Source organism: Actinomycetota bacterium (genome assembly GCA_035697485.1).
Taxonomy (GTDB): Bacteria; Actinomycetota; UBA4738; order UBA4738; family HRBIN12; genus JAOUEA01.
Genome location: DASSCU010000024.1, coordinates 167,030 through 186,528, shown reverse-complemented (window position 1 = coordinate 186,528; position 19,499 = coordinate 167,030). Strand labels below are relative to the sequence as shown.

General features: G+C 69.4%; 19 protein-coding genes. 12 read left to right on the top strand and 7 right to left on the bottom strand.

The window, feature by feature from the left end:
• Positions 1–3 precede the first annotated feature (3 nt).
• Together VFI59_07650 and VFI59_07645 are read right to left on the bottom strand one after the other, a co-directional pair.
• Positions 4–564, bottom strand: a complete 561-nt coding sequence (locus VFI59_07650) for an alpha/beta hydrolase (GenBank protein HET6713567.1) — start codon at positions 562–564, stop codon at positions 4–6.
• Positions 549–872, bottom strand: coding sequence for an alpha/beta fold hydrolase (locus VFI59_07645; GenBank protein ID HET6713566.1), 324 nt, complete (start codon positions 870–872; stop codon positions 549–551). Before VFI59_07645 ends, VFI59_07650 begins: the two co-directional genes overlap by 16 nt.
• Before the next feature lie 10 nt (positions 873–882).
• On the opposite strand from VFI59_07645, the gene VFI59_07640 reads away from it, so the two are divergent.
• Positions 883–1,704: an SDR family oxidoreductase gene (locus VFI59_07640; protein ID HET6713565.1), complete on the top strand. Its 822-nt coding sequence runs from the start codon at positions 883–885 to the stop codon at positions 1,702–1,704.
• Positions 1,705–1,753: 49 nt separating this feature from the next.
• On the top strand, positions 1,754–2,998 hold the full coding sequence (locus VFI59_07635; GenBank protein HET6713564.1) for an extracellular solute-binding protein: 1,245 nt from the start codon (positions 1,754–1,756) through the stop codon (positions 2,996–2,998).
• Here the strand turns inward: VFI59_07635 and VFI59_07630 are convergent.
• Positions 2,968–3,471 (bottom strand): hypothetical protein, encoded by a 504-nt coding sequence (locus VFI59_07630; GenBank protein HET6713563.1) that lies wholly within the window; start codon positions 3,469–3,471, stop codon positions 2,968–2,970. The genes VFI59_07635 and VFI59_07630 overlap by 31 nt on opposite strands.
• Before the next feature lie 121 nt (positions 3,472–3,592).
• On the opposite strand from VFI59_07630, the gene VFI59_07625 reads away from it, so the two are divergent.
• Both VFI59_07625 and VFI59_07620 read left to right on the top strand, forming a co-directional pair.
• Positions 3,593–3,880, top strand: a complete 288-nt coding sequence (locus tag VFI59_07625; GenBank protein HET6713562.1) for a hypothetical protein — start codon at positions 3,593–3,595, stop codon at positions 3,878–3,880.
• 74 nt (positions 3,881–3,954) lie between these two features.
• The gene (locus VFI59_07620; GenBank protein ID HET6713561.1) at positions 3,955–4,413 is read left to right on the top strand and encodes a DUF3291 domain-containing protein; all 459 of its coding nucleotides are present in this window, start codon (positions 3,955–3,957) and stop codon (positions 4,411–4,413) included.
• On the opposite strand, the gene VFI59_07615 is transcribed toward VFI59_07620, so the two are convergent.
• The gene (locus tag VFI59_07615; protein ID HET6713560.1) at positions 4,402–5,604 is read right to left on the bottom strand and encodes an MFS transporter; all 1,203 of its coding nucleotides are present in this window, start codon (positions 5,602–5,604) and stop codon (positions 4,402–4,404) included. The two genes, VFI59_07620 and VFI59_07615, sit on opposite strands and share 12 nt — an antisense overlap.
• An 80-nt stretch (positions 5,605–5,684) precedes the next feature.
• On the opposite strand from VFI59_07615, the gene VFI59_07610 reads away from it, so the two are divergent.
• A complete protein-coding gene (locus VFI59_07610; GenBank protein HET6713559.1) occupies positions 5,685–6,797 on the top strand; it encodes an ABC transporter ATP-binding protein in 1,113 nt (370 codons plus the stop codon).
• A 40-nt stretch (positions 6,798–6,837) separates the two neighbouring features.
• On the opposite strand, the gene VFI59_07605 is transcribed toward VFI59_07610, so the two are convergent.
• From VFI59_07605 to VFI59_07595, 3 genes are read right to left on the bottom strand one after another with little or no spacing between them, the layout of a single operon-like run.
• The gene (locus VFI59_07605) at positions 6,838–7,737 is read right to left on the bottom strand and encodes an ABC transporter permease (protein HET6713558.1); all 900 of its coding nucleotides are present in this window, start codon (positions 7,735–7,737) and stop codon (positions 6,838–6,840) included.
• Positions 7,734–8,717: an ABC transporter permease gene (locus VFI59_07600; GenBank protein HET6713557.1), complete on the bottom strand. Its 984-nt coding sequence runs from the start codon at positions 8,715–8,717 to the stop codon at positions 7,734–7,736. The genes VFI59_07605 and VFI59_07600 overlap by 4 nt, the downstream gene beginning before the upstream one ends.
• Positions 8,710–9,981, bottom strand: a complete 1,272-nt coding sequence (locus VFI59_07595; GenBank protein ID HET6713556.1) for a spermidine/putrescine ABC transporter substrate-binding protein — start codon at positions 9,979–9,981, stop codon at positions 8,710–8,712. The genes VFI59_07600 and VFI59_07595 overlap by 8 nt, the downstream gene beginning before the upstream one ends.
• Before the next feature lie 163 nt (positions 9,982–10,144).
• On the opposite strand from VFI59_07595, the gene VFI59_07590 reads away from it, so the two are divergent.
• The 7 genes from VFI59_07590 (at position 10,145) to VFI59_07560 (ending at position 19,484) form a co-directional block, all read left to right on the top strand.
• Entirely contained in the window at positions 10,145–11,359 is a 1,215-nt protein-coding gene (locus tag VFI59_07590) for an NAD(P)/FAD-dependent oxidoreductase (GenBank protein ID HET6713555.1), read from the top strand.
• Between the two features lie 77 nt (positions 11,360–11,436).
• The gene (locus VFI59_07585) at positions 11,437–12,273 is read left to right on the top strand and encodes an enoyl-CoA hydratase-related protein (protein HET6713554.1); all 837 of its coding nucleotides are present in this window, start codon (positions 11,437–11,439) and stop codon (positions 12,271–12,273) included.
• Positions 12,270–14,393: an acetate--CoA ligase family protein gene (locus tag VFI59_07580; GenBank protein ID HET6713553.1), complete on the top strand. Its 2,124-nt coding sequence runs from the start codon at positions 12,270–12,272 to the stop codon at positions 14,391–14,393. Before VFI59_07585 ends, VFI59_07580 begins: the two co-directional genes overlap by 4 nt.
• On the top strand, positions 14,390–15,238 hold the full coding sequence (locus VFI59_07575; GenBank protein ID HET6713552.1) for an EamA family transporter: 849 nt from the start codon (positions 14,390–14,392) through the stop codon (positions 15,236–15,238). The genes VFI59_07580 and VFI59_07575 overlap by 4 nt, the downstream gene beginning before the upstream one ends.
• A 130-nt stretch (positions 15,239–15,368) precedes the next feature.
• Entirely contained in the window at positions 15,369–16,400 is a 1,032-nt protein-coding gene (locus VFI59_07570) for a glycine betaine/L-proline ABC transporter ATP-binding protein (GenBank protein ID HET6713551.1), read from the top strand.
• Between the two features lies 1 nt (position 16,401).
• Complete coding sequence (locus VFI59_07565; protein ID HET6713550.1) at positions 16,402–18,468, top strand: ABC transporter permease subunit; 2,067 nt, start codon at positions 16,402–16,404, stop codon at positions 18,466–18,468.
• Positions 18,465–19,484, top strand: a complete 1,020-nt coding sequence (locus VFI59_07560; protein HET6713549.1) for an ABC transporter substrate-binding protein — start codon at positions 18,465–18,467, stop codon at positions 19,482–19,484. The genes VFI59_07565 and VFI59_07560 overlap by 4 nt, the downstream gene beginning before the upstream one ends.
• Positions 19,485–19,499: the final 15 nt, after the last annotated feature.

Below are 19,499 nucleotides of genomic sequence, written 5' to 3'. Positions count from 1 at the left end.
TCCCTAGCCTACGGCGCTTCGCGCGAAGCGTTCGATGCGGCGGGCGACGGCGTCCAGATGCTGCAGAGGCAGGTCGTGGATGCCCCGCATCCATGAAACCGTGACCGCTCGCCCACGAGTGAGCTCCTGCACCTTTGCTGCCGCCCGACGCGCCCTCACGTCGCGGTCGGCGTCGGTGCCGTGAGCGACGATCGCGAGCGTGGGCGCGGCGACCCGGGTCCACAGGTCATCGGGGTCCTGTTCCCAGATCGCCCGCAGGATGCGGAAGTGGTTCGAGCGGGCCAGGCGCGGCGCGATCGTGCCGTCGCGACGCACGCGCATCACCGAGAGCATCTGGGTCTCGACGTCGGGCGTGACGTCGACGGCGTCGGCCATGAACATGCGCATCACTCCACGGAACTCCTCGAACGGCATGCCCGCGAGGTTCGGCGGTGCGAGCAACTCCTTCGCCGCCGCCCAGTCGAGCTCGTCGCGCATGCGGAGCAGGCCACCGTCGACGAGCACGGCGCCGGCGACCGACCGGCGGTGGCGTGCCGCCAGCTCGAGCGTCACCATCGCGCCCACGAGTGCCCGACCACGATCGGGCGGCCGAGGCCGGTGTCGCGCGCGACCGCGAGCGCGTCGGCCACGACATGGGCGAACCCGTAGCCCCGGTTCGGCTTGCCGCTCAGGCCGTGCCCGCGCGCATCGAACGTCACGACGCGGAACCGTCGTGTGAGCCGGGGCAGCACCCCGTCCCAGATGCGTTGGGACGACGCCAGGCCGTGATGGAGCAGCAGCCCCGGCGCAGTGGGCGTGGGCGCCTCGTGCAGGCGCACCGACAGGCGGACCCCACCGCTGCCGACGACGACCGCGCTCGTCACCTCGGGCATACTGCGCAGCATGGCAGACGGATTCCGCTCCCCGCTCACCGCCGACGCCAACAAGGGGAAGGTCGCGATCGTCACCGGCGGGGGCACCGGCATCGGGCGGGCGACGGCCCGCGAGCTCGCGCGCACCGGCGCACGCGTCGCGATCTGCGGGCGACGTCCGGAGCCCATCGAAGCCGTGCGGGCGGAACTCGACGCGTCCGGGTCCGATGTGCTCGCCGCCACCTGCGACGTGCGAGAGCCCGACGAGGTCGCCGGGTTCCTCGCGAGGGTCGACGAGCGCTTCGGCGGTGCCGACGTGCTCGTGAACAACGCCGGCGGGCAGTTCGCGGCGGCCGCCGAGGACATCTCCCTCAAGGGCCTTCGAGCGGTGCACCGGCTGAACGTCGACGCCGTGTGGCACCTCACGCACGAGGTGGCCACGCGGTGGATGATCCCGCGACGACGCGGCACGATCCTCGTCATCGGGTTCAGCCCTCGTCGTGGCATCCCGATGATGGCGCACTCGTCGATGGCGCGATCCGCCCTTGAGACGATGGCCTCCTCACTGTCGAACGAGTGGTCTCGTTACGGCATCCGCGCCGTGTGCATCGCGGCGGGATTGATCGAGACGGAGGGGCTCCAGCAGTACGGAGGCGACGAGGTGGTGGCAGGGTTCGCGGCCCAGGTGCCGATGCGTCGGGCGGGCTTGCCCGAGGAGGTCGCCGCGACGATCGCGTTCCTCGCCTCGGCGGGCGGTGGTTACATCACGGGGTCGTCGGTACTCGTCGACGGCGGCGCCGACGCGTGGGGGCAGGGCGCGGCGCCTCCCGAGATCGAGCCGCCCGAAGCCTAGCCGTCGCGCTCCTTGCGGCCCGCACGTCCGTTCCCGCAAGATGGGCCCGGTGGACCCTCGGCACGATGTTCCCGGGCTCGATCGGCGGGCGTTCCTGCGACGACTCGCTGCCGTCGGCGTCACGTTCCCGGCGTTGCTGGCGGCCTGCGACCGCGACCGGGGAGGGCGACTGGGGTCAGGGGCGAGACCGGTCGGCCCGACGTTCGAGAGCCGCAAGCCGGACGACGAGGGAGTGCTCAGGGTCTACGAATGGCGTGATTACCTGTCGAAAAGCACGCTCTCGTCGTTCGAACGTTCGTTCCCGAGGGGTTCCGTGCGGGTCGAGGTCGAGAGCTTCACGCACATGGACGAGGCGATATCGCGCCTGCAGGACCCCGACACGCGGTTCGACGTGTTCTTCCCGACGATCGATGTCCTGCCGGGGTTGATCGACGCGGGGTTGCTGCGCCCGCTCGACCACGGTCGGCTCCCCAACGTCGGCAACCTCTGGCCCTGGTTCCGTGAGGGCGGTGGGCCGTTCTACGACCCAGGGCAGCGATACTCGCTGCCGTACACCGTGTACGTGAGCGGCGTGGCGTGGCGGTCCGACATGGTCGATGCGGCCGATGCGCCCGATGCGGCGACCGACCCGTGGGGCGTCTTCTGGAACCCGGACTACCGCGGGCGGGTCGGCATGTACGACGGCTTCCTCGAGGCGATCTCGCTCGCCTTGTTGCGTGACGGCGTCCTCGACGTGCGCACCGCGACCGACGCGCAGCTGGACGCCGCGGTGGGTTCGCTCGCCGACGCCGTCTCGCTCACCCACGTGCGGTTCACGAACGACGGAGTCGAGGAGGGCCTGCCCGAGGGTGCGTTCGCCGCCCACCAGGCGTGGTCGGGCGACGTGCTGTCTGCCCCGGGGTACGCGGCGGCCGAGGGCGACTTCGACCTCGGCGCGAAGCTCCGGTTCTGGTCCCCCCCCGGATCGGAGAAGATCGTCGGGTGCGACCTGATGGCGGTCTGCGCGCGTGGCCGGCACCCCGAGCTCGCGCACGCGTTCCTGAACCACCTGCTCGACACGCGCGTCGGCGTGGAGAACTTCTGCTGGAACGGTTACCAACCGCCCCTCGAGGGGGTCACGCCCCAGGCGTTCGCGGCACCCGACTCGCCGTGGCACATGGAGGTGCCGCCGAACCTGATCAGCACGCTGCTCGACAACGGCACGTTCGCCGATGCGCAGATGCTCGTGGGGTTCGGCCCGAGCGAACGCGCGCGCTGGCTCGACTACTGGAAGCGCCTCGCCCCCGGCACCTGAGCGGGCGTTCCCACACGGTCGGGCAGCCAGGTGAGGTCCGCGTCGTAGGCCTCGAAGACCGCCACGAAATCGCCTGTCGAGGCATCGACCACCTGAACGAGCACATTGCGCGGCGTGCAGCCGTCGCCGTCGCCGCTGCGCGAGGGCGAGACGAAGTCACCCTTGGCCGTGAAGTAGCAGAGGTCGCGTGTGAAGAACACCCACGACGGCCCCCAACCGCCGTCGACGGGGTCCTCGACCGCGGCCAGCGTGACGGAGACGTGGGTGCCACCCGCCGCGCCGGTGAGTCCTCGCCACGCCTGCAGCGGATCGATCGCTGGATCGAAGCCGTCGACCGGAAGCAGGTCGTAACCGAACGTACCGGGGATCTCCTGGCGGACCGATTGGTGAAGGGGTGCGAACGGCGCCGGGTCGTCGACCAGGCTGCACGACGCGACCAGGAGCACGACCGTCACCAGGGAAGCCGAACGCACCAGCCGAGCGTACCCCGAGCGTCGGCACGGCGGGGCCGAAGAGGGGGTTCACCCGACGATCCTGCGGGCGTAGCGTGGGCGCGACCGTCCGACCGAGCGTGCCCGCGGGAAGGGGGAGCCGATGTACGGCACCGTGGCGCGCACGCGGGTGAAGCCCGAGAACCGGGAGCAGCTCAGCAAGGTCACTGAGCGGCAGGGCTACGACGAGGTCCCTGGGTTCGTGACCTCCTACGTGCTCTTCGAGAACGACAGCGACACCGCCTGGATGTTCGCCGTCTTCACCGATCGTGAAACGTACGAGCGCAACGCCGACGACCCGGCGCAGCACGAGCGGTACCTCGAGTACCGAGCGCTGCTCGAGGACGAGCCCGAGTGGCACGACGGGGAGATCGAGCAGGACACCGCGTAACGGTTCACTCGCCGAGGGCTGCCGAAGAGCGACGTCGGTCCGGACCTCGGGAAGGTCACGCTAGGCTGCCCGCCATGACCTTCCACGTCGCGCAGATCAACGTCGCCCGCCTGCGGGAGCCGCTCGACCGCCCGTCGATGCAGGCGTTCGTCGACGGGCTCGAACCGATCAACACGCTCGCGGATGCGAGCCCCGGGTTCGTGTGGCGACTGCAGACCGACGACGGCGACGCGACCGCGCTCCGGGTCTTCGACGACGACATGATCATCGTGAACATGTCGGTTTGGGACTCGGTCGAGGCGCTCCACGCGTTCGTGTTCCGGTCGGAGCACGCGGGCTACCTGCGACGCCGGTCCGAGTGGTTCGAGAAGCTCGCCGAGGCATCGACGGCCCTGTGGTGGATCCGGGCGGGTGAGACCCCGATGGTCGAGGACGCGAAGACGAAGCTCGAGTCGCTCCGTGCGCGGGGTCCGACCCGCGAGGGGTTCACGCTCCGCGATGCGTTCCCGCCGCCGCCGAGCTCACACTCGTGAGCGTGGGGCCATGAGTCCCGCGACGATGATCCCGACGGTGGCGATCACGATTACGGCCATCGCCGCCCGCAGATCGATCGTCTGGGCGACATAACCAAAGAGCGGCGGGCTCCAGATGAAACCCGTGTAGCCGACCGTCGTGACGGCGGCGATCGCGCTGGTGGGATCCTCGTCGATGTCCTCGGTGAGGCTGAACCCCGCGGGTGCGGCCGCGCTGATCATGAACCCGAGGATCAGGTAGGCGATCGCCACGACGACGAGGTCGTCAGTGGCGATCGCGAGCAGACCTCCTACGAAGGATCCCGCCCCGGCCACGATGATCGTCGTGCGAGGGCCGAGCCCGAAGAGCACCTTCCCCGCGAAGAGCCTGCCGAGGAAGATCGCGCCCGAGAACGCGATGAAGGCGAGCGACGCGACCCCCGCCGATGCGCCGAGCTCGTCGCGGAGGTACAGGCCCGACCACGCATCCATCGACCCCTCCACGAGGAACGCGAACAGCACGGTGAGCGCCGGTACCCAGAGCGCCGGCGTGCGGAAGAGCGCGGAGACCGACAAGACGGCCTGGGCACCCTCGGGGCTGCGCTCAGGGGGCGCGGTCCGTGCGTTCCAGGCGGCGGTGACGGCGAGCGTGAGACCCGCGAGAGCCAGCCCCCACCGGTAGTCGACGTCGGCGACCAGCAGCAGCCCCGCGATCGCGGCTCCCGTGACGCCGCCGAGCGCGTACGAGGCGTGGAGCCACTGCAGCACCGGGCGCCTCGTGGCGACCTCGACCCGTTGGGCAGCCACGTTCAGGTAGACGTCGATCAGGCCGTTGCCGGCGCCCACGATCAGGAACCCGAGGGCGATGATGGCGGTCGGCTGATACGCGATCACGAGCGAGCCCCCGGCGAGCACGAGCATGGACAGCGGGACGGTCGTCGTGAGCGGCAGCCGCTGCAGCCTCGGGGCGCCCACGAGCATCACCGCGACCGCCGTCAGCGACAGCATCGTGTAGAGGGCACCGAGCCGGCTCGACGTCAGCCCGTGGAACCGCTGGAAGTCGAACACGAGGATCACCCAGACGCCCCAGTACTGACCGAACGCCAGGTAGCCGGCGAGCAACGGCAGCGTCGCGCGCCGGCCCGCCGCGGCGTCGAGAGGGCGCTCGAGCGGCCGTCCGGTGGTCGCGGGCGGGCGGGCGAGCTCGTCCATCGGGGCATGATGCCACGGGCGAACGCCTCGCTCCCGTCGTGTTGACCGGTCGCGGCTCGCCTGGACTAGACTCCGCGTCCATGGCAGGTGGAGAGGTCCAACTCGTCGATCTGGTCAAGCGGTTCGGGGACTTCACGGCGGTCGCCGGTATCAACCTCGACATGCCCTCCGGCGAGTTCTTCTCTCTACTCGGCCCGTCGGGCTGCGGCAAGACCACGACGTTGCGCATGATCGCCGGGTTCGAACGCCCGAGCGAAGGCCAGATCCTGCTCGACGGGGTCGACATGGCCCAGACGCCGCCCCACAAACGGAACGTGAACACCGTCTTCCAGAACTACGCGCTCTTCCCGCACCTCACGGTCGAGGAGAACGTGGCGTTCGGCCTGAAGTACAAGGACGTCTCCAAGCAGGAGATGCGCGACCGGGTCGGGAAGTCACTCGAGCTCGTGGCGCTCACGGGGTTCGGCAACCGCCGCCCTTCACAGCTCTCGGGCGGTCAGCAGCAGCGGGTCGCGCTCGCGCGGGCGCTGATCCTGAACCCCGCCGTGCTCCTGCTCGACGAGCCGCTCGGTGCCCTCGACGCCAAGCTCCGCAAGCGCCTGCAGATCGAGCTGAAGGCCCTGCAGGAGGAGGTCGGCATCACGTTCGTCTACGTGACGCACGACCAGGAGGAAGCGCTCACGATGTCGGACCGCATCGCGGTGATGAGCCAGGGGCGCGTCGAGCAGATCGGGCGACCCAAGGAGATCTACGAGGAGCCCGCGACCGCCTACGTCGCCGACTTCCTCGGCGTGTCGAACCTGATGGAGGCGACCGCCGCGGGGCAAGTCCCCAACGGCTGCAAGGTGGCGATCGGAGAGTTCTCGTTCGTCGCCGGCCAGGGCGACGAGGACACCCGTGGCCAGGCCAAGGTCACGATCCGCCCCGAGCGGGTGAGCCTCGAGCCGCAGGGCACCAGCGGGGAGAACCGCGTGCCCGGCATGGTGGAGCGTGTCGTCTACGTCGGGTCGGTGTTGCAGGTGATCGTGAACCTCGCGCCGGGCCAGCGCATCCAGGCCTGGGTGCAGAACGAGGGCGGTGCCATGCCGTTCGACTCCGGCGCCCCGGTGACGGTGCACTTCCCGGTCGAGGCACTGCGGGTGCTCCCCGAAGCTGGGACCGCCGTGATGGAGAGCGGCGAGCTCGAGGACTAGGCGCGTCCCGGGTCAAGGGCCCGGCGATCGGGCCGGGGAGCTACAGCTGCATGAAGTCGGTCGTGGCGATGTCGCTCTGCCCCCGGCTGAACCGGCGATAGAACAGCAGGCCACCGGCGACCACGAGCAACGTCGTGATCAACATCATCGTGGCGGCGGCGTTGACCTCGGGGGTCGGCGAGGCGCGCGAGGCTGAGTAGATCTTCTGGGCGAGCGTCTCGCTGCTCGCCTCGGCTGACAGCGCGGCGACGGTGACGAAGTCGTCGACGACGTCGGCGAAGACGAGGGCAACGCTCGCGAGGATCGCCGGGGCGATCAGCGGCAGCAGGATCCGACGGATCGCCTGACTCGGGGTGGCGCCGAGGTCCATCGCGGCCTCCTCGTACTCGGGGCCGATCGAGAGCAGGCGGGCTCGCACGATGATCACCGGATAGCTCAGCTGGAAGCTGATCAGCCCGATCGCCTGCGCCGGCGTCCCGAGCGGCACGAGCCCCTGCAGCAGGTTCGTGAACAGGATGTAGAGGGAGACGCCCAGGATGATCTCGGGCACGACGAAGGACAGCAGCATCGTGAAGTTGGCGCTCCGCGCGGGCCGGCCGTGCCATCGGTCGATGCCGATCGCGAACAATGTGCCGAGCGGCACCGCGACCAGCACGGTGATGATGGCGAGCTTGTAGGTCTGCGCCATGGCCGAGCGCATCGCCTCATCGCGCAGGAGCGAGTCGGTGGGGTCCTGGGTCCACCACCGCAACGAGAATCCCTGCCATGAGATGCGGGAGCGACCTCCGTTGAACGAGAAGATCACGGCGATCACCACCGGCAGCAAGGACCAGAGCAAGTACCCGATCGTCACGCCCTGCAGGATGCGCGGCTTCCGCCAGGGGTTCCTGAAGTAGCCCCTGGCTGGGGTCGCCGGCGCGTGCTCAATCGCCGTGCTCACGCCTGCTCCGCGGCGCGCTTCGTCTCGCGCAGGTAGTACAACATCGGCACCAGCACGATCACGGCCAGGATGAGCACGAGCGAGGCCATGCGGGTGGACCCGCCTTGCTGCTCCCGCTGCGTCGAGATCAGGTTCCCGAACATCGAGGTCTTCGTCGACCCGAGCAGGTCGTTCGTGTAGTAGTCGCCGAACATGGGCAGCGTGACGATCACGATGCCGGCCAGGATCGCGGGGCGCGACAGGGGCAGCGTGACGCGCCAGAACGTCTGCCGTCCGCTCGCGCCGAGATCGCGCCCGGCCTCGAGCAGGCTCTCCTGGATCCGGTCGAGCGATGCGTAGATCGGCAGGATCATGAACGGGATGTAGCCGTAGACGAGGCCGAGGATGACCGTGACGTGCATGCCCTCCAGCCAGTTCGTCTCGCCGAAACCGAGCGGCCTGAGCAGGAGGTTGATCGGCCCGTCGGTGTCGAGCAGCCCTTGCCACGCGTAGATCCGCATCAGGTAGCTGATCCACAAGGGAGAGATGAGCAGGATCAGGATGAGGCCCTTGTACTTCGTCGCGCTCCGCGCGGCGAAGTAGGCGACCGTGTACCCCACCACGAGGCAGATCACCGTCGCGGAGAACACGTAGGCGAACGTGCGGAACAGCGGCGGCCGGTAGATCGCGGTGCCTTCGTAGAACTTGCTGAGTGTCTCGTTGAATGTGTCGAACGACCACCACCACGGCGCGTAGTAGGGGACAGGGGCCCCGAAGTTCTCGAAGTCGACCGTGCCGAACGCCACCGAGAACACCACGTAGAACGGCAGTAGGAACAAGAGCGCCAGCCACAGGCTGCCCGGAGCCACGAAGGAGGGCCAATACCAGCGGGGATACCAGGCGCCGCTCGCGCCCCCCGGTTCGTCGACCGAGGCACGGCGCCGCCAAAGGCGGCGCCGTGGTCGCTCGTCGTGCGTCGCCGATGTCTCGATCTCAGGCACCCGCCTTGATCTCGGTCCAGGCATCGAGCCACATCGCCTCGACCTCGGGGGAGAGCTCGATCGGGGTCAGGTCGTCGGCGAACATCTCCTCGGTCACGACGGCGTCGGACAGGTTCTCCGGCACGACGCCCTGATCGATGAGGGAATCCGGCTGGATCGACACGAACGGCGGCTGGTAACCGTTCCAGTTGACGAAGTTGTCGGTCCCGTGCTGCTCGTCGAGCATGAAGTTGATGAACTCGTGGGCGAGCCGCGGTCGTTGCGCCTCCGCCGGCACGACCAGCGTGTCGTTCCCGATCATCGTCTGCCCCGGCTCGGGGCGCCAGTAGCCGAGCACGTCGGTGCCGGTGCCCCTCGGCAGGTACCACTGGGCCCCGACGATGTCGCCCGACCACGCCTCGGCGACGGTGAAGTCGCCGGCCGGGAGCTTCGCGTAGACGCCGTTGATCGTGAGGCGAGCCTCGTGGTCGTTGATCGTCTCCAGGATCGCGACCTTGGCCGCGTCGATCAATGCCGGGTCCCCGGTGTTCACGTCGAGGCTGCCGTTGCGCAAGATCGCGACCGCGATCGTGTCGCCGTAGGAGTCGTAGAGGCTGATCGCGCCCGCGTACTCCGGGTTCCACAGGGCCTCCCACCCTTGCGCGGCGAGATCCTCGTCGCTCACGCGATCGCGACGGTAGGCCACGCCCCACGTGTAGATCGTGTAGGGCACGCTGTAGTTCCACCCGAGGTCGTAGTAGGGGCCGGGATCGGAGTACGACGGCCAGACGCTCGCGAGCATGTTCGGGATCAGCTCCTGCTGCAGCGGCATCAGAAGATCCTTCTGCACGAGGCGGCGCAGGTAGCCGACCGTGGGCACGAAGACGTCGGGCGTCACCTGCCCGTTGGCGACCTTCTGGATCCCCTCCTCCATGTTGTTGTAGGTGGTGATCTCCACGTCGACGCCGTACTCCTCCTCGAACTCCGCGACCACCTTCTTGTGGATGTAGTCGGCCCAGTTGTAGAGCACGAGCGGACCCGATTCGATCGGCGTGTCGGCGGCGATCGTGTCCATCGTCACGGGGAGTTCGACCGGGTTCTCGAGGGTCGCGATCGGGATCTCGGTCGACGCGGAGCCCGAGCCCGAGCCCCCCGCGTTCTCCCCGGGCTTCGAGCACGCGGCGAGGATCGCTGCCAGGGAGGGCATCGCGACCGCGCCACCGGCCGCCCTTCCCAGGAACTGGCGTCGCGACCAGCGGTTCTCCATCGGGTGCCTTCCGATCATGCCTGCCTCCCTCGTGCGGCGCCCAACCAGATTGAGCCGCCGTTCAGGTCGATGGCGCTGAGTACCATAGGCGTACCGTGTCCTGCAAGTTTCGCCCACGCGCGCCACGATCCGGTAGTCCATTCGGACCTGGTCACTGATGCATACGACGCCGAGGGTCGTCGTGGTTGGCGCAGGATTCTCCGGACTGTCGGCCGCCCGTCGGCTCGTCGATGCGGGGATCGACGTCTCGGTGCTCGAGGCGCGGGAACGCGTCGGGGGAAGGGTCTGGTCGACCAGGCTCACCAACGGCGCGGTGGTCGAGCTCGGCGCGGAGTGGATCATGGCCGGCGACACGAAGGTGCGGGAGACCGCGGAGCGGTTCGGCCTCGGGCTCGTCGAGACGGGTGCGTCGTACGGTCGTCGCGAACCGTGGGGAGCCATGGCCGCCACGCTCGAGGCGCAGGACCGGTTCCTCGAGCGCGCGAACGATGCCATCGCCGAGCTTTCCCCCGCGCGGGTCGCGTCGATGACGGTCGGGTCGTTCCTGGCTTCGCTCGACGACGACGAGGGTGCCCGGTCGATCGTGATGCTGCGCCTGGCCGGCACGTGCGCTCGGGACCTACACGAGGTTGCGCTCGGCGAGTTCGGCGGCGAGCGGCCGTTCGCGCCGGGTCCGGACCGGTACGTGCGTGTGGGTGGCGGGAACCTGGCGATCGCTCGCGAGCTCGCGGCGTCATTGCCCGACGTGCGGACCGGCCACGCGGTCGACGCGATCGAGCACGATGCCGAGAGGGTCACGGTACGGGTCGGGCCGCACGCCGAGCGCGCGGAAGCCGTGGTGGTCGCGATCCCGTCGCCGATCGCGGCGCGCATGACGTTCCTGCCCGCGCTCCCCGACGACCTCGCGTCGGCGCTCGCGTCGCTGCGCTTGGGTGAGGCATCGAAGTTCGCGGTCGCGACGAAGGAGCACCCTCCCACGCGGTCGAGACAGGCGACGGATCGATCGATGTGGTGCTGGACGGCGAACGGCGAGGACGGCAGGCCGCGGCGCTGCGTCACGGCGTTCGCGGGCTCGCACGCCGCACAGGAGTCGCTCGGGGTGACGCGTGGCGAGATCGTCCCCTGGCTCGAGGCGGTGCGAGCGATGAACCCCGATCTCACGCTCGTGGGCGAGCCCGTGCTCTACGCGTGGGCCGACGACCCGTACACGCTCGGCGGGTACTCGAGCTGGGATCCGGCCTCGTGGCAGCGTCGTGAGGTGTTCGCCCGCACGGTCGGTCCGATCGCGTTCGCAGGGGAGCACACCGCGAGCGAGTACCACGGCACGATGGAGGGCGCCCTGCGGTCGGGTGAGCGCGCCGCCGGCCAGGTGCTCGACCTGCTCGGGTCGCGCTAGCATCCCGGGCCTCGCGTGGCACCGGCCGAACGCGAGGAGAGATCGTTCGACGAGAGTTCGACGAGAGAGGGAGAGCCGTGAGCGAGTCGACCGCCCCAGGGCCCGTGCTGCTCGTGGAGGACATCGGACCCGTGCGGCGCCTCACGATGAACCGCCCGGACGCCCTCAACGCCCTGAACGGCGAGCTGATCGAGGCGATGTCCACCGCCGTGCACGATGCGAGCGAGGACGACGACGTTCGCGTCGCGATCCTTCGCGGCGCCGGTCGCGCCTTCTGCGCCGGGTACGACCTGAACGAGGACGCGGAGGGCGGTGAGCACGACGCCAGGTCCTGGCACGAGGAGCTCTCGCGGTCGACCGAGCACATGCTCGAGTTCACCGAGTGCTCCAAGCCCACCATCGCGCAGGTGCACTCGTACTGTCTGGCAGGGGGCACCGACCTGATGCTCGCTTGCGACCTCGCGGTGGTCGCCGACGACGCGAAGTTCGGCTACGTCGACATCCGCTTCGGTTCGGGCGTCGTGTCGATGTTCCTGCCGTGGGTCGTGGGCGTGCGCCGGGCGAAGGAGCTGCTGTTCACGGGGGAGGATCGCGTGGGCGCCGACGAGGCCCTGCGCATCGGCATGGTGAACCGCGTCGTGCCCGCCACCGAGCTCGACGACGCAACGCTGGCGCTCGCGAACGAGATCGCGAAGAACGAGCCGTTCGTGATCGCGACGACGAAGCGGGCGGTGAACCGTGTGTGGGACGTCGCCGGGTTCCGGGCGGCGATGGCAGCCAACACCGAGCTCGACGTGCTGATCGAGACGGCGAACCTGCCCGCGCGTGACGATTTCCGCCGCATCACCCAGGAACAGGGCCTGAAGGCGGCGATCGCGTGGCGCGACGAGCGCTTCCGGGGGGAGCAGGCGTGAGCCGATCACGCTCGCGGCGCCCCCGGTACGACCTCACGCCGCTGCTCGCGCCGCGCTCCGTCGCGATCGTCGGCGCCTCGGAGTCCCCGGACTCGTGGGCGCCCGAGATCGAGCGTTCCCTCCGCCACGTCGGCTTCGAGGGCGAGCTCTTCCCGATCAACCCGAAGTACGACGAGGTGTGGGGGCGCCCGTGCCTGCATGCGATCGCCGAACTGCCGCGGGGTGTCGACCTCGTGGTGTTCGTCGTGCCGGCCCGGGTGGTCGTTCGCATGATCGACGACTGCGGCGCCCGCGACGTGCGGAGCATCATGGTCGTCTCGTCGGGGTTCGCCGAGGCGGGCGAGGAAGGGGCCGCCCTGCAAGCCGAGCTGCGTGAGGCCGCGCTTCGCACGGGCATCCCGGTGCTCGGCCCGAACGTCGAGGGCTTCGTGAACTACGTCGACCGCATCGCGCCCTACGGCACCACCCCACCCCCCGAGCCGCTTCCCGGGTCGATCAGCGTGATCAGCCAGAGCGGCACGGTGGCGTGGACGATGAATCAGCTGGCTTCGGATCGCGGCGTGGGCCTGCGCATCATCCTGGGGGTGGGCAACGAGGCCGTGCTCGGGCTCGGCGACATGTTCGAGTGGGCGGCCGCCGACCCGAAGACGAAGGTCGTTACGAGCTACATCGAGACGATGCGCGACGTCGACGGCATCGACCACGGCCTCGACGCGTTGCGACGCACCGGCAAGCCCGTGCTGATCTGCGCCCCCGAGGGCAGGAGCGAGGCGGCGCGCCGCTCGATCGTCGCGCACACCGGGGCCTTGGCCGGCAACACCACTCTGCGGGACGCGTGGCTCCGCGCCCAGGGCGTGATCCTGGTGGAGGACCCCGTGACGATGTTCGAGGCCGCCGTGCTGCTCTCGAAGGAGCGGAAGCTGCGGACGCCCGGCGTCGCCGCGGCGCTGCAGTCGGGCGGCGCGTGCACGCTCTTCGCGGAAGCCGCCGGGGCCGCGGGTCTGGACCTGCCCGAGTTCTCGCCGACGACGCGGCGCAGGCTGGCGAAGGTGCTGCCCCACTTCGCCTCGCAGAACAACCCGCTCGACGTCACCGGGCAGGCCGCGGTCGAGACCGAGATGTTCGAGGGCGCGCTCGAGGCGCTGGCGAACGACCCGGCCGTCGGCTTCATCGCCTTCGACGCGTTCCCCCCGAGGCTCGAGGGGGAGACGCCGTGGGCCGACCCGGTGCTGAGGAGGGTCGCGGCGCTGCGGCGCGAGACCGGGGTGGTGTTCGCCAGCGTGGCGATGAGCCCGCTCGCCTACGAGCGGGCGGCGAAGTCGTTCACGAGGAAGCATGCACTGCCGTTCCTGCAAGGGCACCACGCATCGGCCGGAGCGATCCGGGCGCTCGTCGAGTTCCAGAGCGCGAAGGCGCGGGCGACGGCCGACGACCTGCCGCCGCATCCCGACCGTGCGAAGGCGCTGCGGGTGCTGCGCGGACACGAGGGCCCGATCGACGAGGAGACGGGTGCCCGGATCCTGCGCCTGTACGGGGTCGCCCGGCCGAAGGAACGGACCGTCGCCAGCCCCGAGCAGGCGGCGGCGTTCGCCCGCTCGATCGGGTTCCCGGTCGTCGTGAAGGCCCAGGCGCCCGAGATCCCGCACAAGGCGAAGCTCGGCGGTGTCCGGCTCGGGCTGCGCAACGCGACCGACGTCGAGGTCGCCGCGGCCGAGGTGCTCGAGGCCGCGAAGCGGGCGGGGGCACGCGTGCCGAAGGTGCTCGTGCAGCAGATGGTGCGTGGCTCCGAAGTCCTCGTGGGCGCCGTCGTCGACGAGCGGTTCGGGCCGATGATCACCGTGCGACCCGGCGGAGCTCTCGCCGAGGAGGGCGAGGCGGTCTTCGTGCCGTGTCCGCTCACCCCTGCGCAGGCCCGCGCCTACATGCTCGATCAGGCATCGGACTGTGGGCTCGACCCACAGGATCACGATCTACGGGCGGCGGCGAGGGCGGTCGAGGCGATCGCCCGCATCGCCCACGACCTCCGAGGCCGGCTGACCTCCTTCGAGGCGAACCCCTTGCTCGTGTGCGAGCGCGGCGCCGTGGCCGTCGACGCCCTCGCGGAAGTCCGCCCCGGGTGATCTACGGCCTCGCGGCCGCCCTCGGGTGGGGGCTCGCCGACTTCACGGGCGCCGTCGGGGGGCGGCGCATCGGCAGCCTTCCGACCGTGATGGTCGCGCAGGCGTTGAGCGCGGTCGTGATGACCGGCTTCATGATCGCCGGCGGGCACGACCCGAGCGTCATGGCCCCGTACGTCGCGTTCGTGCTGATGAACGGCCTCGCCTCGGGCGGGGCCTACCTGTCGCACTACCGCGCGTTGCAGCTCGGGCCTGTCGCCGTCGTCTCGCCGATCGGCGCGACGTACGCGGTCGTCGGCGTCACCCTCGCCGTGGTGGTGCTCGGCGAGCGACCCGGCCCCGCGGCGATCGTCGGCGGCGCGATCACGGTGCTCGGCGTGATGCTCACCTCGACCGATCTCGCGAAGCTGCGGGCGGGGACGCACACGAGACCCCCCGGGCTGCCGTGGGCGATCGTCTCGGCGGTGTTGTTCGGGGTGGGGGGATTCTTCCTCGGGTACTTCGCCCAGGAGGTCGGATGGGTGCCGGGGCTGTGGGCGTCGCGCTGCGCACAACTCGCGATGTTCACGGCGCTGTCGATCATCCGGCGGCGAGAGTTCGACCGCCTCGGCTGGAACATCGGGTTGGTGCTCGCGCTTGCATCGGGCGCCGCCGACCTCCTCGGGGTCGTGACCTACTCGATCGGCGCGTCGAAGGGGTTGCTGTCGATCGTGTTGATCGCGTCGGCCGTGTTCCCGTTGATCGCCGTCGCGCTCTCGATCGGGTTCCTGCACGAACGTCCGGTCGCCAACCAGTACGTGGGCATCGCGCTGGTCGTGACCGGCCTGCTCGTGCTCGGCCTCGCCTGATATCGCGGCGACGCACCCTGCGTTGTCGGCTCCGCAACCCCTGACTTGCGCGGGCGGGCGGGTGGAACCACTATCGGTCGGTCCGTACGGTGGGTCCGTCAGGGCCCGACCCGGGAGGGGGTGCCGCGCCTTGGCCGAGACGCCGAACGCCACGGTCTCGTGTCGCAACGTGTGGAAGGTCTACGGACCCAAGGCAGACCGCATCGTGGGCACGCCCGATGCCGACCTGCCGCGGGCCGAACTGCTGGCGAAGACCGGGTGCGTGGCCGCGGTCAGGGACATCTCGTTCGATGTGGGACAGGGCGAGGTCTTCGTGGTCATGGGCCTGTCCGGCTCGGGGAAGTCCACGCTCGTCCGCATGCTGAACCGCATCCACGATCCGTCCGCGGGAGAGATCCTCGTCGACGGACGCGACGTCATGCAGATGAACGATGACGAGCTCCGCACCGTGCGACGAACCAAGATCAGCATGGTCTTCCAGCACTTCGGGTTGCTGCCGCACCGTCGCATCGTCGACAACGTCGCGTTCGGCCTCGAGATCCAGGGAACGGAAAAGGACGCTCGGCTCGCCAAGGCCACGGAGGTGCTCGACGTGGTCGGGCTCGGAGGATGGGGCGATCGGTTCCCCGACGAGCTCTCGGGCGGGATGCAGCAGCGCGTCGGCCTCGCGCGCGCCCTTGCCACCGACCCGGAGATCATGCTGTTCGATGAGCCGTTCAGCGCGCTCGACCCACTCATCAGACGGGACATGCAGAACGAGGTACGCCGCCTGCAGAACGAGATGAAGAAGACGATGATCTTCATCACCCACGACCTGGCCGAGGCCCTCAAGCTCGGTGACCGCATCGCGATCATGAAGGACGGCGCGTTCGTGCAGGTCGGCACGCCGGAGGAGGTCGTCGCACACCCGGCCGACGATTACGTCTCCGACTTCACGAAGGATGTTCCGCGAGCCCACGTGCTGACCGCTCGGGCGATCATGAAGCCAGTGAACGGGCACGGAGCGATCGAGGGACCGACGGTCGCCCCGACGACGGTGGTGCAGGACCTCATCCCGATGGTCGCCGACGCCGAACGTACGATCCGGGTGGTCGAGGGCGAAGATCTCGTCGGTCTCGTGGATCGAAACGCGGTGATGGCCGCGCTGGTCGAGGAACGCTGACATGGCGGTCGCGCCTCCTCGCTCGCGTGTCGCGGACCGGCCGACCCTGCCCCTCGCGCCTGAGCGACCGGTCAACCCGTGGCCCCGCCGGCTCGCCTGGGGAGCGGTCGGCGTCGTCGTGGTGGCGATCGGCTACGTCTGGCTGCGGCCCGGGTTCCCGGAAAGCTGGGTCGTCGACGTCACGGCGTGGTTCGACGCGTTCCGCGACTGGGCGATCCAGAACCGCACGACCAGCCCCTTGTTCACCTACTTCCTGACCCCGATCGAGAACACGGTGGACACGCTCGTCGACGCGACGGTCACCGCGCTGGAGCGACTCACGTGGTTCGGACTCGTGGTGGGGGCCGCCGCCCTGGCCGGTGTGCTGGCCGGCTGGAAGATGGCCGTGCTGACCGCTGCGGGCGTGCTGTCGTTCGGACTGCTCGGCGTATGGGACGCCGCGATCGAGACGCTCGCGCTGGTCCTGGTCTCGGTCTCCGTGGCGATCGCGATCGGCGTGCCTGTGGGTATCTGGGCGGGCCGCCGCCCGAGGGTCGAGCGCGTGCTGCGGCCGATCCTCGACGCGATGCAGACGATCCCCGCCTACGCCTATCTGCTTCCTGCCGTGCTCCTGTTCGGGATCGGGAACCCCCCGGCGTTGATGGCCACGCTCGCGTTCGCGCTCCCGCCCGCGATCCGTCTCACGGCGCTCGGCATCCGAGGGGTGCCCGAGACCTCGCTGGAGGTGGCCACGTCGTTCGGGTCGACCGAGCGCCAACGCCTTCGGCTCGTGCAGGTGCCGCTCGCCAAGCCCTCGATCATGCTCGGGGTGAACCAGACGATCATGATGGCTCTCGGCATCGTGGTCATCGCCGCCTTCGTCGGCGCCGGAGGGTTGGGTCAGACGGTGCTCGACGGTCTCCAGCAGCTCAACGTGGGTGAGGCCCTCAACGGCGGCATCGCGATCGTGGTCATGGCGATCGTGCTGGATCGGGTCACGACCGCGTGGAGCAAGCGCGAGCGTCAACACACGAAGCCGGTCCGCATCGGCGGTCGAACCCTCACGCGAGGGCAACTCGCGGTGGCTGCGCTCCTGATCACCGTCGTCGCCGTCGTGATCGGCCGAGAAGTGCTGCGACAGCAGTCGTTCCTCGAGGAGTGGGAGTTCTCGGTGGCCACGCCGGCGAACGCGATTGTGGAGTGGTCGCAGACCAACCTCGGCGACATCACGAGTGCCATCGCCGACTTCATCCTCGTGTACCTGCTCGACCCGATCCAGTCGCTGTTCGTGGGGGTGCCGTGGTGGATGATGGCCGGCGCCTTCGCGTTGATCGGCTGGCGCGTTTCGGGGTGGCGACTGGCGATCGGATCGTTCGCGTGCATCGCCGCCCTCGGGTTCCTCGGCATGTGGGATCTGTCGATGGGCACCCTCGCGCAGGTGTTGGTCGCGGTGGCCATCACCTTGTTGTTCGCGATCCCGCTCGGCATCCTCGCGGCCCGCAACGATCGGTTCGAGCAGATCTCGAAGCCGATCCTCGATGCGATGCAGACCATGCCCGCCTTCGTCTATCTCGTGCCCGTCCTGTTCCTCGTCGAGCCCGGTCGGGTGCCGGCGATCATCGCATCGGTCATCTATGCGTTGCCCGTGGGCATCCGGCTGACGAACCTCGGCATCCGCCAGGTGCCGAACGAGATCGTGGAGGCCGGGCGGTCGTTCGGCTGCACGCAGAATCAGTTGCTGCGCAAGGTGCAGCTACCCCTCGCCAGGCCCACGATCCTGCTCGGCGTGAACCAGACGATCATGATGGCCTTGTCGGTCGTGATCATCGCCGGGTTGATCGGCGCGGCGGGGCTGGGACAGGAGGTCGTGTTCGCGCTCGGGAAGCAGCAGATCGGGCGAGGTGTGGTCGCAGGCGTCTGCATCCTGCTCCTCGCCATCGTTCTCGACCGTATAACTCAAGCGATGGGGTCGGCACCGAAATCGATGCGGGGTCCCGTGGGGATGGGGCTCGGCTGGTGGTTCCGGGTGCGGGCGATCACGAAGACGGTCGAAGACGACCAGGGAGACCAGGGAGAGGAGAACGGATGAGGAAGCACAGGTTCGCGTGGGGGGTGTCGGCGGTCGCGGTCGCCACGCTCGTCCTCGCCGCATGCAGCGACGTGGAAGAGGGCGGCGGCGACACCGGCGGAGGCGGCGGCACCGATTCGGCATCGGTTGCGCAGTGCGGCAGCGACACGATCACGATCGCGGTCAACCCGTGGGTTGGCGCCGAGGCGAACGCCGCCGTGGCGCAGACCGTCATGGAGAGCGAGATGGGCTGCACGGTCGAGCTGCAGGAGATCAACGAGTCGGGTCAGTTCCCGGCGATGGCCGACGGCGACGTCGACGCGACCCTCGAGGTGTGGCCGTCCGGGCACCTGAAGGACCGCAAGGACTACATCGACGGTGCAGGGACGGTCGTCGACGGCGGCGAGCTCGGCATCGTCGGCAACATCGGGTGGTTCACGCCGTCCTACGTCGTCGAGGAGAACCCGGACTTCGGCACCTGGGAAGGGTTCAAGGAGAACGCCGACGCGTTCGCGACCGCAGAGACCGGCGACAAGGGCCGGTTCCTCGGGGCGGACACGACCTACTCGATCTTCGACGAGGCGATCATCTCCAGCCTCGGCCTGGATCTCGAGGTGGTCTACAGCGGGTCCGAGGCCGCCTCGCTCGCGGCGCTCGACAAGGCCTACAACGCGCAGGAGCCCATCCTGATGTACTGGTGGACGCCGCAATGGGCGAACGCGAAGTACGACCTCGTCGAGGTCGAACTCCCGGCGTACGACGAGGAGTGCGAGACGATCGCGGCCGAGGATCCCGATGCCGCGGTCGGCTACGACTGCGACTACGCGGAGGACGTGCTCTACAAGGCGTTCAGCGCCGAGCTCGAGAGCAAGGACGCGGCGGCGTTCGAGTTCTTCTCGAACTTCCAGTGGACCGAGGAGGATCAGAACGAGGTCGCCCTCGCGATCCAGGAGGGGACGGATCCCGCCGAAGCCGCGCAGACGTGGATCGACGCGAACCAGGACACCGTGCAGGGGTGGCTGCCAGCCGCGTCCTGACGGCCGGCAAACGAT

Coding starts and splice junctions, on each gene's coding strand:
- VFI59_07565 (HET6713550.1), top strand. CDS start 16,402: ATGGCGGTCGCGCCTCCTCGCTCGCGTGTCGCGGACCGGCCGACCCTG.
- VFI59_07560 (HET6713549.1), top strand. CDS start 18,465: ATGAGGAAGCACAGGTTCGCGTGGGGGGTGTCGGCGGTCGCGGTCGCC.
- VFI59_07625 (HET6713562.1), top strand. CDS start 3,593: ATGTACGGCACCGTGGCGCGCACGCGGGTGAAGCCCGAGAACCGGGAG.
- VFI59_07615 (HET6713560.1), bottom strand. CDS start 5,604: ATGGACGAGCTCGCCCGCCCGCCCGCGACCACCGGACGGCCGCTCGAG.
- VFI59_07620 (HET6713561.1), top strand. CDS start 3,955: ATGACCTTCCACGTCGCGCAGATCAACGTCGCCCGCCTGCGGGAGCCG.
- VFI59_07595 (HET6713556.1), bottom strand. CDS start 9,981: ATGATCGGAAGGCACCCGATGGAGAACCGCTGGTCGCGACGCCAGTTC.
- VFI59_07610 (HET6713559.1), top strand. CDS start 5,685: ATGGCAGGTGGAGAGGTCCAACTCGTCGATCTGGTCAAGCGGTTCGGG.
- VFI59_07645 (HET6713566.1), bottom strand. CDS start 872: ATGCCCGAGGTGACGAGCGCGGTCGTCGTCGGCAGCGGTGGGGTCCGC.
- VFI59_07640 (HET6713565.1), top strand. CDS start 883: ATGGCAGACGGATTCCGCTCCCCGCTCACCGCCGACGCCAACAAGGGG.